Raw genomic sequence first — 13,161 nt, 5'->3', positions numbered from 1 at the left:
GTCGACGGCGCGTCGGGTGCGGGGCCCCGGGGTAGATTCCTCCCCATGACGTCGACGGCCCGGATGCGCCCCACGCACCCCGTCGACCACCCGCTGAGCGCATTGGTGGACCTGTTCTCGCTGGTCAGCGTCGGTGCCGACCTCTCGGGTGCGACGGTACGGGGCGTGAGCATGGCTTCCGGCGACGTCGAGCCCGGGGAGCTGTTCGTCGCCGTCCCCGGCGCGCACGTGCACGGCGCGGCGTACGCCGCGCAGGCGGTCGACGCGGGCGCCGTGGCGGTCGTCACGGACGAGTCGGGGCTCGGCGTGCTCGGCGAGCTCGCGCAGCGCGTGCCGGTCCTGCTGACGCCTGACCCCCGCGCACTGGCCGGGCCGCTCGCCGCGCACGTCGCGCAGCACCCCGCGTCGCACCTGCGGACGGTCGGGATCACGGGGACCAACGGCAAGACCACCACGACCTACTTCGTCGACGCCGCGCTGCGCGCCGTGCACGCGAGCACCGCGGTGCTCGGCACGGTCGAGCTGCGGATCGGCGACGAGGCGATCGAGAGCCCGCGCACGACCGTCGAGGCCCCCGTGCTGACCCACGTGCTCGCCCTCGCGGTCGAGCGCGGCGCGACGGCGGTGGCGATGGAGGTCTCGTCGCACGCGCTCGCGCTGCACCGCGTCGCCGGGACCACGTTCGACGTCGTCGCGTTCACCAACCTGCAGCGTGACCACCTCGACTTCCACGGCGACATGGAGGGCTACTTCCGCGACAAGGCCCGGCTCTTCGCGCCCGGGCAGGGGCGCCGCGGGGTCGTCGTGGTCGACGACGAGTGGGGCCGTCGCCTCGCACGTGAGGCGCAGATCCCGGTCGAGTCCGTGTCCACGCACGTCGGCGACCCCGTGGCCGCCGACGCCGACTGGGCGGTCGTCGCCGCGGACATCGGTCTCGACGGCGTCGGCTCGACCTTCACGCTGCGCGGGCCCGACGGACGTGAGCACGCGGCCGCGAGCCCGCTCCCGGGCCTCGTCAACGTCTCGAACGCCGCGCTCGCGATCGTCGTGGCGCACGCCGCGGGCGTCGACCTGGACGTCGCGATCACCGCGGTGGCCGGCGCGCACGCCGTGCCGGGGCGCATGGAGCGCGTCGTCGAGCGCGCCCCCGGACGACCGCTCGGCCTGGTGGACTACGCGCACACGCCCGACGCCCTCGTGCTCGCGCTCGAGGCCGTGCGACCCATCACGCCGGGCCGCCTCGTCATCGTCTTCGGCTCCGACGGCGACCGCGACCGGGGCAAGCGCCCGATCATGGGCGCGATCGCCGCGCGGCTGGCCGACGTCCTCGTCGTGACCGACGAGAACCCTCGCTCGGAGGACCCGGGCGAGATCCGCGCCGCCATCCTGGCCGGCGTGCGTGAGGTGCGGCCCGACCTCACGGACGTGCACGAGGTGACCCCGCGCTCCGAGGCGGTGCGCCACGGGCTCGCCATCGCGGGCGAGGGGGACACCGTGATCGTCACCGGCAAGGGCCACGAACCGACCCAGGAGATCGCCGGAGTGTTCCACCGGTACAACGACCGAGACGCCTACCTCAGCGCCGTCGCCGACGGCCTCGCGGATGCGTTGCCGCCCGCGACGCGGGACGGTGGTGCGGCGTGATCGCGCTGACCGCCGCGGAGGTCGCGGAGGCGACCGGCGGGACGCTGCACGCGCTGGCGCCCGCGACGCTCGTGCACGGCGCGGTCGTCACGGACTCGCGCCAGGTGGAGCCGGGCGGGCTGTTCGTCGCGCTGCCGGGCGAGCACGTCGACGGCCACGAGTTCGCGGCCACCGCGGTGGCCGCCGGTGCGGCGGCGGTCCTGGCCGCACGTCCGCTCACGGACGCCGAGGGCCGCGAGCTGCCGACCGTCGTCGTGCCCGACGTCGAGGTCGCCCTGGGCGAGCTCGCGCGTGACGTGCTGGTCCGGCTGCGGGCCGCCGCGCTCGAGCCGGGTGGGAGCGGCCTGCGTGTCGTGGGCGTGACCGGCTCGGTCGGCAAGACGACGACGAAGGACCTGCTCGCGCAGCTGTGCGGCGCGGTCGGGCCGACGATCGCGCCGGTGCGCTCGTTCAACAACGAGATCGGCCTGCCGCTGACCGTCCTGCGCGCCGACGAGTCCACACGCTTCCTCATCCTGGAGATGGGCGCGTCCGGGCCGGGGCACCTCGACTACCTCACGCGCATCGCGCCGCCCGACGTGGCGGTCGTGCTCGTCGTGGGTCAGGCGCACCTCGGCGGGTTCGGCGGGATCGACGCCGTGGCCCGCGCGAAGTCGGAGATCGTGCAGGGCCTCGTGCCCGACGGCGTGGCGGTCCTCAACGCCGACGACCAGCGCGTGCTGGCGATGGCGCAGCTCGCCCCCGGTGACGTCGTGACGTTCGGCGCGAGCACGGGCGCCGGGGTGCGCGCGACCGACGTGGTCGTCGACCGCGCCGGGCGGGCCAGGTTCACGCTCGTCGTCGACGACGGCGCCGGGCAGCGCCAGGAGGCACGCGTCGAGCTGCGGCTCGTGGGGGAGCACCACGTGCACAACGCGCTCGCCGCCGCGGCCGCGGCCCTCGCGGTCGGTCTGACGCTCGACCAGGTCGCCGCGAGCCTGACCGCTGCCGACGCGCTCTCGCCGCACCGCATGCACGTGGTCGACCGGGCCGACGGCGTGACGGTCATCGACGACTCCTACAACGCGAACCCCGACTCGATGCGCGCGGCGCTCAAGGCGCTGGCCGTCGTCGCGGGACGGGACCGCCGCTCGGTCGCCGTGCTGGGCGAGATGCTCGAGCTCGGCGAGGGAGCACGCGCCGCGCACGACGCGATCGGCGAGCTCGTCGTGCGGCTCAACGTCGGCCTCACGGTCGTCGTGGGCGAGGGTGCGCGGCCGATCGGGGACGGCGCCAACCGCGAAGGCAGCTGGGGCGACGAGGTCGCGCTGGTCGACGACGTCGACGCCGCCGCGCGGTTCCTGGCGGCCGAGCTGCGTCCGGGCGACGTCGTGCTCGTGAAGTCGTCGTACGGCGCCGGCCTGTGGCGGCTCGGCGACCTGCTCACGGACCCGGTGGAGCACCCGGCAGCGGCGGCCGCGTCGTGAGGGCCGTCCTGATCTCGGGCGGTGTCGCGATGCTCGTCGCGCTGCTCGGCACGCCGCTGTTCATCCGCTTCCTGGTCCGCAAGCAGTACGGCCAGTTCATCCGTCAGAACGGGCCCACCGCGCACTTCACCAAGCGCGGCACGCCGACCATGGGCGGCGTCGTGATCCTCGGCGCGACCCTGCTCGGCTGGGGCGCCGCGCTGCTGCTCACGGGCACGGAGCCCTCGGTCTCCGCGGTGCTCGTCCTGTTCCTCATGACGGGGCTGGGCCTGGTCGGCTTCCTCGACGACTTCATCAAGATCAGCCGGCAGCGCAGCCTCGGGCTGCAGGCCCGCTGGAAGATCGTCGGACAGGGGCTCGTCGGCATCGCGTTCGCGGTCGCCGCGCTGCAGTTCCCCAACGAGCTGTTCCGCACGCCCGCCTCGACCAACATCTCGTTCATCCGGGACACCAACATGGACCTGGCGTTCGCGGGCGCGACGGTCGGGCTCGTCCTGTTCGTGATCTGGGCGAACTTCCTCATCACGGCGTGGTCGAACGCGGTCAACCTCACCGACGGCCTCGACGGGCTCGCCACGGGCGTCTCGCTCATCGTGTTCGGCGCCTACGTCGTCGTGTGCGTGTGGCAGTTCAACCAGTCGTGCCAGATCCTCACCTCCGCGGGTCCGCGCTGCTACGAGACGCGCGACCCGCTCGCGCTCGCCGTCGTCGCGGCGGCGATCACCGGTGCGTGCTTCGGCTTCCTGTGGTGGAACGCGAGCCCCGCCAAGATCTTCATGGGCGACACGGGCTCGCTCGCGCTCGGTGGCGCGCTCGCCGGCCTGTCGATCCTCACGCGCACCGAGATCCTCGCGGCGATCATCGGCGGCCTGTTCGTGCTCGAGGTGCTCTCGGACGTGATCCAGATCGGATCGTTCAAGCTCACCGGGAAGCGCGTCTTCAAGATGGCCCCGCTGCACCACCACTTCGAGCTCGGCGGGTGGGGCGAGGTCACCATCGTCATCCGGTTCTGGATCATCGCGGGCCTGTTCGTCGCGCTCGGGGTCGGCATCTTCTACGCCGAGTGGGTGGCGGGCTAGGTGTCCACCGAGCTCGACCTCGACGGCGCACGGGTCGTCGTCGCGGGGCTGGGGGTCTCCGGGCGCGCCGCCGCAGAGGTGCTCGCGTCGCGTGGTGCCCGCGTGGTCCCGGTCGACGACCGGTCGGACGAGGCGATCGCGACCGACGAGTACCTCGCCGGCGACGGGCTGGGCCGCGCCGACCTCGTCGTGACGTCACCCGGGCTCGCGCCCCACCACCCGCTGCTCGCCGCGGCGACCGCACGCGGGCTGCCGGTGTGGAGCGAGGTCGAGCTCGCGTGGCGGGTGCGAGTGCCGGGTCCCTCGGGGGTCCCCGCGCCGTGGCTCGCCCTCACCGGGACCAACGGCAAGACCACGACCGTCGGGATGCTCGAGTCGATCCTGACCGCCGCGGGCCGCACGACGCTCGCGGTCGGCAACGTGGGCACGCCGATCACGCACGCCGCGACCGACCCGTCCCTGCAGGTGCTCGCGGTCGAGCTGTCCAGCTTCCAGCTGCACTTCACGCACTCGATGTCCGCCCAGGCTGCCGCGGTGCTCAACGTCGCCCCCGACCACCTCGACTGGCACGGCTCGCTCGCGGCGTACGCCGCGGACAAGGCACGTGTCTACGAGCGCTCGCAGGTCGCGTGCGTCTACAACGTCGCCGACCCGCTGACCGAGCAGATGGTGCGCGACGCCGACGTCCGCGACGGTGCAGTGGCGGTGGGCTTCACGACCGCGACGCCGTCGGTCGGGCAGATCGGGCTCGTCGAGGACGTGCTCGTCGACCGGGGGTTCGCCCGCCTGCGGCACACGCACGCGGCCGAGCTGGCGACGCTCGACGACCTGCGCGCCCACGCCGGGCCCGACGGGACCGTGCCGCGGCACGTCGTCGCCGACGCGCTGGCCGCCGCGGCGCTCGCGCTCGCGCACGGGGTCGAGCCGGGTGCCGTGCGCGACGGGCTGCGGGCGTTCGACCCGGGCCGGCACCGCATCGAGACGGTCGCGGTGGAGACGACGCCCGACGGCACGATCTCCTACGTCGACGACTCCAAGGCGACCAACGCGCACGCCGCGGCGGCGTCGCTGGGTGCGTTCGCCCCCGGCAGCGTCGTGTGGGTCGCGGGCGGTCTGGCCAAGGGTGCGCGGTTCGACGAGCTCGTCGCGGCGCGGCGGGACCGGCTGCGCGCGGTCGTGCTGATCGGCGTCGACCGCGAGCCGCTGCGCGACGCACTCGCCCGACACGCGCCGGATGTCCCCGTGGTGGAGATCGTCCCCGGTGAGACTGAGGACGTGATGACCTCCGCCGTGACTGCCGCGCGCTCGCTGGTGGGACCCGTGGGCGCGTCCGGTGCGACGGTGCTGCTCGCCCCCGCGTGCGCCTCCATGGACCAGTTCGCCTCGTACGCCGTGCGCGGTGACGCGTTCGCCGCGGCCGCGCGCGCGGCGGTGGGCGAGGGAGGCGAGCGGACGGGCGGTCGGGCGTGAGCGCCGTGCCGGCCGCGAGCCGGGTCGCGTCGCCCGACGAGGCCGCGTCGCCGCAGCGCCGCCACGGGTCGCTGCTCGGGCACTGGAACAGCGTCGTCACGAGCTACTACGTCATCGTCGGGGCCAGCTCGCTGCTGCTCGTGATCGGCCTCGTCATGGTGCTGTCCAGCTCGAGCGTCGAGTCCCTCGACAAGTCCGGGAACGCCTACGCGGTGTTCCTCGACCAGGCGAAGTTCGCGCTGCTCGGGCTGCCGGTCGCGATCGTGCTGGCCCGGATGCCCGTGCGGTTCTTCCGCGCGATCGCGTGGCCCGCGCTCGGTGCGGCGATCGCGTTCCAGTCGCTGGTCTTCCTCGGCCTCGGCTGCGGGGAGGGCGGCAACAAGAACTGGGTCTGCCTGCCCGGCGGCGTCACCGCGCAGCCGTCCGAGACGATCAAGCTCGCGCTCGCGCTGTGGCTCGCCGCGGTGCTCGCGCGCAAGCAGGCCTACCTGGAGCAGTGGAAGCACGTCTTCATCCCTGCCGTCCCGGTCGCGGGGATCGCGATCGGCGCGGTGCTCCTGGGCCACGACCTGGGGACCGCGCTCGTGATGTTCGTGCTCGTCGCGGGCGCGCTGTTCGTCGCGGGTGTGCCGTTGCGGATGTTCGGCGTCGCCGGCGTGTTCGCGGGGGCCGCCGTCACTGCGCTCGTGCTGCTGAGCGACAACCGCATGGGCCGGATCTCGAACTGGCTCGGCGGGGACGAGTGCAGCGCCTCGGCGGACTGCTACCAGACCCTGCACGGCAGCTGGGGGCTGGCGAGCGGCGGCATCGGCGGGTTGGGCCTGGGGCAGAGCCGCGAGAAGTGGTCCTACCTGCCGGCCGCGCACAACGACTTCATCTTCGCGATCCTCGGCGAGGAGCTCGGGCTGGTCGGCACGCTCGTCGTGCTCGGGCTGTTCGCCCTGCTCGCGTTCGCGATGATCCGCATCATCAGCCGGCACCCGGACCCGTTCGTGAAGATCGCGACCGGCGGGATCCTCGCCTGGATCGTCGGGCAGGCCTTCGTCAACATCGCCGTCGTGATCGGGCTCGCACCCGTGATCGGCGTCCCGCTGCCCCTGGTCTCCGCGGGCGGTTCCGCGCTGATCATGACCATGGCCGCGCTCGGCGTGGTCATCGCGTTCGCGCGTGACGAACCGGGGGCGGCCGACGCCCTCGCGGCGCGTGCGGGCGTCGTGCGGCGCTCGCTCGCCGTCGTCGGTCTCGGCCGCGTGGCCACCGCCCGCAGCTCGCGCAGCGCACGTGACGCTGCTCCACGGTCCTCGAGAGGTGGTGGCCGTGCCTGACGCACGCCCCGTGTCGGTCCTCCTGGCGGGCGGCGGCACCGCCGGCCACGTCAACCCCCTGCTCGCGGTCGCTGACGAGCTGCGCCGGCGGTACCCGGACGCGACGCTCACGGTGCTCGGCACGGCCGAGGGGCTCGAGGCGCGGCTCGTCCCGCTCGCGGGGCTGCCGCTCGCGGTCGTGCCGCGCGTCCCGCTGCCGCGCCGCCCCTCGCTCGACCTGCTGCGCCTGCCCGCCCGTCTGCGTGCGGCGGTCACGGCAGCGGGTCGCGCGATCGACGAGAGCGACGCCCAGGTCGTCGTCGGGTTCGGCGGCTACGTCGCGACGCCCGCGTACCTCGCCGCGCGCCGGCGTGGCGTCCCGGTCGTGATCCACGAGCAGAACGCCCGGCCCGGCCTGGCCAACCGCCTCGGTGCGCGGTGGGCGCGTGCTGTCGCGGTGACGTTCCCCGCGACGAACCTGCGTGGCGCGGTCGTCACCGGGTTGCCGTTGCGGGCCCCCGTCGCGGCGCTCGTCGCGCACCGGGCGAAGGACGCCGCCGGGACCCGTGCGCGAGCGGCCGAGGCGCTCGGGCTCGACCCCGCGCTGCCGACCCTGCTCGTGACCGGCGGCTCGCTGGGTGCCGCGAGCATCAACGCGGCGCTCGCGGGTGCCGCGGGCGACCTGCTCGCGGCCGGGGTGCAGGTGCTGCACCTGACGGGTCGCGACAAGTCCGGGCCCGTCGTGGCCGCACGCGACGCGCTCGAGCTCGACCGCGAGGTGGTCTCGCGCTACCACGTGCGCGAGTACCTCGACGAGATGCACCTCGGCCTCGCGTGCGCCGACCTCGTGCTGGGCCGTGCCGGCGCGGGCACGGTCTGCGAGGTCGCTGCGCTCGGCCTGCCGGCCGTCTACGTCCCGCTGCCCATCGGCAACGGCGAGCAGCGGCGCAACGCCGAGCCCGTCGTGGCCGCGGGCGGAGCGCTGCTCGTCGACGACGCCGACCTGGACGCCGCGTGGGTCGCGGCGCACCTGCCCGCGCTGCTCGTCGGGTCGCAGTCGGCGCAGGCGCGTGCCCGGATGGCCGCCGCGGCGGCGTCCGTGGGTGTGCCTGACGCGTCCGGGCGCGTGGTGCGTCTCATCGAGGCCCAGCTGCCGCAGCGTGAGCCCGCTGCGCCGGCCACGCACGCTGCACCCGCCCCGGCCAGCACGTCCGCCGTGTCCCCGAGGCCCGCCGTGTCCCCGAGCCCCGTCGAGCCCGTGGAGCCCGCCGAGCAGCCGGCCGTCGCCGGCCCGGTGCCCGTGACCGAGCTCGGTCGCGTGCACCTCGTGGGCGTGGGCGGCGCGGGCATGTCCGCGGTCGCGCTCCTGCTGGCGGCGCGCGGTCTCGTCGTGAGCGGTTCGGACGCGTCCGACGGTCCCGCGCTGCCCGGGCTGCGGGATGCGGGTGTGACCGTCTCGGTCGGCCACGACGCCGCGCTCGTCGACGGCGTCGACACGCTCGTCGTCTCGTCCGCGGTGCGCGAGTCGAACCCGGAGCTGGCCGCCGCGCGGGCCGCCGGTCTGCGCGTGCTGCACCGGTCCGAGGCGCTCGCGTCCCTGATGGCCGACCGTGAGGGTGTCGCCGTCGCCGGTGCGCACGGCAAGACGACGACGTCGGCGATGATCGCGACCGGGCTCCTGGCCGCAGGCGCGGACCCGTCGTTCGCGATCGGTGGCACGGTCCTGACGGCGGACGGGCCCGTGGGTGGCGGCCGCCAGGGTGACGGCCCGGCGTTCGTCGCGGAGGCCGACGAGTCGGACGGCTCGTTCCTCGCCTACGGCCCGCTCGTGTCCGTCGTGACCAACGTCGAGCCCGACCACCTGGACCACTACGGCACGCGCGAGGCGTTCGAGGCGGCGTTCGTCGAGTTCGCCGGTCGCATCCGCACCGGCGGCCTGCTCGTCGCGTGCGTCGACGACGACGGTGCACGACGCCTCGTCGAGCGCGTGCGTGCCGGCCTCGAGGCGCGCGGCGTGGAGGTGCGCACCTACGGCCGGTCGGCGCAGGCCGACGTGCGCGTGGGGGAGAGCGCGCCGCGGGACGGTGGCTGGGCCTTCGACCTCACCGCGCTGGGCGCTGCCGAGACGCCGGACGGCGCCGCCGCACAGGTCGGGACGACGACGATCACGTTGGCCCTGCCCGGTGCGCACAACGCGCTCAACGCCGCGGCGGCGTGGGCGGTGCTCGTCCGGCTGGGCGTGCCCGGACCCGAGGCCGCCGCCGCGCTCGGGCACTTCCGCGGTACCGGGCGCCGGTTCGAGGAGCGCGGCACGGCCGGCGGCGTGCGCGTGGTCGACGACTACGCGCACCACCCGACCGAGGTGGCCGCCCTGCTGCGCGCGGCGCGCAGCGTCGCGGGCGAGGGTCGCGTCCTCGCGCTGTTCCAGCCGCACCTGTTCTCGCGGACCCGCACCTTCGCGGACGAGTTCGGCGCGGCGTTCGACCTCGCCGACGTCGTCGTCGTGACCGACGTGTACGCCGCGCGCGAGGACCCGGACCCGGCGGTCACCGGTGCGCTCGTCGTGGACCGCGTGCCGACGCCGGGCCGTGCGACGTTCGTGCCCGACCGCATCGACGCGGCGCGCGCGATCGCCGACGCGGCGCGTCCGGGCGACCTGCTGCTCACGATCGGAGCGGGCGACGTGACGGCGCTCGCTCCGACGATCCTCGAGCGGCTCGCCTCGCGCGCCGACGACGGGGGCGTCTCGTCGTGAGCCCGTCGCGCCCGCCGCGTCCGCCGGCTCCGCGCCCCGCGCCGCGTCCGCGCTCGGCCGCGCGCGGAGGTGGTGCGCGCCCCGTGCCGACCCCCGAGCCGGGGAAGGACGTGCGGCAGAGCGAGACGCCCGCACAGCGCGAGGCCCGCACTCCTCGCACGGTGTCGTCTCGTCCCGTCGAGACGAGCGCGGACGAGCCCGCCACCGGCCCGACGCAGCGCGCCGTCGCGCGGGTCGACCCGGACGCGCTGCGGCCGGTCCCGCCGCCCCCCGCGGTGTCGATCCGGGTGCCGCCGGTGGTCTCGACCACGTCGGCAGCACGCTTCGCCGAGCGGGCCAAGGTCCGCCGGACGATCGCGCGCCGGCAGGCGATCGGGATCCTCGGCGCCTGCGTCGCGCTGGCCGCGCTCGCGTGGCTGCTGCTGTGGTCGCCCGTGCTCGCGCTCGACACGAGCGAGCTCGTGGTCGACATCGAGGGCGCCGGGTCGGTGGTCGCGAGCGACAAGGTCAGCGACGTCGTCGCCGCGCACGCGGGAACGCCGCTGCCGCGCCTGGACACCGGCGCGATCCGGCAGGACGTGCTCGACGTGCCGGGTGTGCGCGAGGCGTCGGTGTCGCGCGACTGGCCGCACGGGCTGACGGTCACGATCGTCGCGCGCGAGCCCGTCGCGGCCGTGCCGGCGCAGGGCCGCTCGGGGTTCACGCTGCTCGACGAGGAGGGCGTGCAGGTCGGCCACGTGCGCAAGGCACCCGCCGAGCTGCCGGTCGTGGACGTGCCCGCGGGCGACAAGCGGACGCTTCGGGCCGTGCTCGACGTGGTCCACGAGCTGCCCGTCGAGCTGTCGCCGCAGGTCGGGTCGATCTCGGCGCGCACGCAGGACACGGTCTCGATGGAGCTGCGCGGGGGGCTGCGCGTGGACTGGGGGAGCTCGGCGGACACGACGCTCAAGATCGCGGTGCTGACGACCCTGCTCGGCTCCGACGCGGTGAAGTCGGCCACGGTCGTCGACGTCTCGGCCCCTCGCATGCCGATCATCAAGTGAGCCGTCCGCACCCCGGCGCGGGGGCCACCGGGTGAGGTCGCCATGGTGTGGGGAATCCGTCGGCCGACACGCGCGCGCGGTCGTTGATCCACGACTGGACCCGACCTACCGTCACGCCCTGACAGCACACCTGACATAACTATAACCCTCAAGTAGAGGGTGAAGGTTTGAGCTCGTCCTCGCGGCGTGTCGCGGGGCGGACGTCGGACCGCAGGGGCCGGAGCGCGACCGACCGGACCCACCGCAGCACGACACACGCCGGGCCCGCGCCCGACAGGCTCGCACGATCGGCACGAACGAGAGGCACCCACCGTGGCAGCTCCGCAGAACTACCTGGCGGTCATCAAGGTCGTCGGCATCGGCGGCGGCGGCGTGAACGCCGTGAACCGCATGATCGAGGTCGGCCTCAAGGGTGTCGAGTTCATCGCGGTCAACACCGACGCGCAGGCCCTGCTCATGTCCGACGCCGACGTCAAGCTCGACGTCGGCCGTGAGCTCACGCGTGGGCTCGGCGCGGGCGCCGACCCCGAGGTCGGCAAGAAGGCCGCCGAGGACCACGCGGAGGAGATCGAGGACGTCCTGCGGGGTGCGGACATGGTCTTCGTCACCGCGGGCGAGGGCGGCGGCACGGGCACGGGTGGCGCTCCGGTCGTCGCGCGCATCGCGCGCTCGCTCGGTGCGCTGACGATCGGTGTCGTCACGCGCCCGTTCACGTTCGAGGGCCGCCGCCGTTCGGTGCAGGCGGACGCGGGCATCGACGCGCTGCGTGCCGAGGTCGACACGCTCATCGTCATCCCCAACGACCGCCTGCTGCAGATCTCGGACCGCTCGGTCTCCGTGCTGGACGCGTTCCACTCGGCCGACCAGGTGCTGCTGTCCGGTGTCCAGGGCATCACCGACCTGATCACGACGCCCGGCCTGATCAACCTCGACTTCGCTGACGTGAAGTCCGTCATGCAGGGCGCCGGCTCGGCGCTCATGGGCATCGGCTTCGCGCGGGGCGACGACCGCGCCGTGCAGGCCGCGGAGATGGCGATCAGCTCGCCGCTCCTCGAGGCCAGCATCGACGGCGCGCACGGCGTGCTGCTGTCGATCCAGGGTGGATCCGACCTCGGCCTGTTCGAGATCAACGAGGCGGCCCGGCTGGTCCAGGAGGCCGCGCACCCCGAGGCGAACATCATCTTCGGTGCGGTCATCGACGACGCGCTGGGCGACGAGGTGCGCGTGACGGTCATCGCGGCCGGGTTCGACGGCGGCTCGCCGACCGTGCGACGCGACGCGCGTGCGCTCGGCCAGGTCAGCGGGCAGGCGCCGCGCCAGGTGCCGCACGTCCCCGCGCCGCGGCCCAACGCGTCCGAGCCCGTCCCCGCGTTCACGCCCGCACCGGCCACGACTGCGGCGGTCCCGGAGGTCCCGGCGTTCCTGTCCACGCAGGCCGAGCCCACGCCCATCACGGGTGCGCTCGAGGTCCCGCGGATCTTCTCGGAGGGTGAGCCGCGTCGCGAGCGCGAGCGCGAGGAGCTCGACGTCCCCGACTTCCTCAAGTGACGTCCCGCGCCGGGGCCGAGATCCACCTCGACGAGGTCGATCTCGGCCCCGGCGTCGTCGCGGGATTCACCGACCGCCGCGGCGGGGTGAGCCGGGCTCCGTTCGAGAGCCTCGACCTCGGCGCGCACGTGGGCGACGATCCGCGCGCAGTCGCGGCGAACCGGGAACGGCTCGCCGCGCGCCTGGGCTGCCGCGTCGCGTTCGTCGACCAGGTGCACGGCGCGGACGTCGTCGAGGTCAGCGGCGCGCACGCGCTGCCCGACGACGTGCTCGCGCCTGTCGGCACGGCGGACGCGCTCGTGACGCGCGCGGACGACGTCGCGCTGGCCGTGCTCGTCGCCGACTGCGTCCCCGTGCTCCTCGCGGACCCGGTCGCGCGGGTCGTCGCCGCCGCGCACGCGGGACGGCGCGGTCTGCTCGACGGCGTGGTCCAGGCGGCGCTCGACGCGCTCGTGGCCCGTGGCGGCGACATCACCCGGGTCCGTGCCGCGATCGGGCCGTCGGTCGCCGGCTCGTCGTACGAGGTCCCCGCCGAGCTGCGCGACGAGGTCGCGGCGGTGCTCCCGCCGACCGCGGCGACCACGGCCTGGGGGACGCCCGCGCTCGACCTGCCTGCGGGCGTCGAGGCGGTCCTGCGCGCGGCCGGCGTGCCGCACGTGAGCCGGTCGGCGCGCGACACGTGGGGCGACGCGGAGCTGTTCTCCTACCGCCGGTCGGGGCGCACCGGTCGGTTCGCGGGCGTGGTCCGCCTCGTCTGACACCGGATCGCCCTGCCGCCTGTGCACATCTGCTCTTGACACGGAGGCATGTCGGCGTGTCGCGCCGGGAGGCACAGGGACGGCGTTGCTAGCG

At 74.9% G+C, this 13,161-nt stretch carries 9 protein-coding genes; all 9 read left to right on the top strand.

Annotation, left to right across the window (positions count from 1 at the left end; translation table 11 throughout):
* The first annotated feature begins 45 nt into the window (after nt 1-45).
* The 9 genes from CGE01nite_RS06070 (at nt 46) to pgeF (ending at nt 13,067) form a co-directional block, all read left to right on the top strand.
* Entirely contained in the window at nt 46-1,644 is a 1,599-nt protein-coding gene (locus tag CGE01nite_RS06070; protein ID WP_170210907.1) for a UDP-N-acetylmuramoyl-L-alanyl-D-glutamate--2,6-diaminopimelate ligase, read from the top strand.
* Nucleotides 1,641-3,110 (top strand): UDP-N-acetylmuramoyl-tripeptide--D-alanyl-D-alanine ligase, encoded by a 1,470-nt coding sequence (locus CGE01nite_RS06065; RefSeq protein ID WP_141369614.1) that lies wholly within the window; start codon nt 1,641-1,643, stop codon nt 3,108-3,110. The genes CGE01nite_RS06070 and CGE01nite_RS06065 overlap by 4 nt, the downstream gene beginning before the upstream one ends.
* Entirely contained in the window at nt 3,107-4,189 is a 1,083-nt protein-coding gene (gene mraY, locus CGE01nite_RS06060; protein WP_141369612.1) for a phospho-N-acetylmuramoyl-pentapeptide-transferase, read from the top strand. Before CGE01nite_RS06065 ends, mraY begins: the two co-directional genes overlap by 4 nt.
* Complete coding sequence (murD, locus tag CGE01nite_RS06055) at nt 4,190-5,659, top strand: UDP-N-acetylmuramoyl-L-alanine--D-glutamate ligase (RefSeq protein ID WP_141369609.1); 1,470 nt, start codon at nt 4,190-4,192, stop codon at nt 5,657-5,659.
* A gap of 5 nt (nt 5,660-5,664) precedes the next feature.
* Nucleotides 5,665-6,984, top strand: coding sequence for a putative lipid II flippase FtsW (gene ftsW / locus CGE01nite_RS06050; RefSeq protein WP_141369680.1), 1,320 nt, complete (start codon nt 5,665-5,667; stop codon nt 6,982-6,984).
* Nucleotides 6,977-9,718 carry a UDP-N-acetylmuramate--L-alanine ligase gene (gene murC, locus CGE01nite_RS17495; protein ID WP_141369607.1) on the top strand — a complete coding sequence of 914 codons (2,742 nt, stop codon included), beginning with the start codon at nt 6,977-6,979 and terminating at the stop codon, nt 9,716-9,718. The genes ftsW and murC overlap by 8 nt, the downstream gene beginning before the upstream one ends.
* Nucleotides 9,719-9,879: 161 nt before the next feature.
* Nucleotides 9,880-10,761, top strand: coding sequence for a cell division protein FtsQ/DivIB (locus tag CGE01nite_RS06040; RefSeq protein WP_229747436.1), 882 nt, complete (start codon nt 9,880-9,882; stop codon nt 10,759-10,761).
* A gap of 312 nt (nt 10,762-11,073) precedes the next feature.
* Complete coding sequence (gene ftsZ, locus CGE01nite_RS06035) at nt 11,074-12,309, top strand: cell division protein FtsZ (RefSeq protein WP_048342862.1); 1,236 nt, start codon at nt 11,074-11,076, stop codon at nt 12,307-12,309.
* On the top strand, nt 12,306-13,067 hold the full coding sequence (gene pgeF / locus CGE01nite_RS06030) for a peptidoglycan editing factor PgeF (RefSeq protein WP_229747435.1): 762 nt from the start codon (nt 12,306-12,308) through the stop codon (nt 13,065-13,067). The genes ftsZ and pgeF overlap by 4 nt, the downstream gene beginning before the upstream one ends.
* Nucleotides 13,068-13,161 lie beyond the last annotated feature (94 nt).

It is taken from the genome of Cellulomonas gelida, assembly GCF_006538725.1.
In the GTDB taxonomy this organism is placed as follows: domain Bacteria; phylum Actinomycetota; class Actinomycetes; order Actinomycetales; family Cellulomonadaceae; genus Cellulomonas; species Cellulomonas gelida.
This window is presented reverse-complemented; position numbering and strand designations above follow the sequence as displayed.

Bases quoted from the DNA above. Each gene is read 5' to 3' on its own strand.
- CGE01nite_RS06070 (WP_170210907.1), top strand. From the start codon at position 46: ATGACGTCGACGGCCCGGATGCGCCCCACGCACCCCGTCGACCACCCG.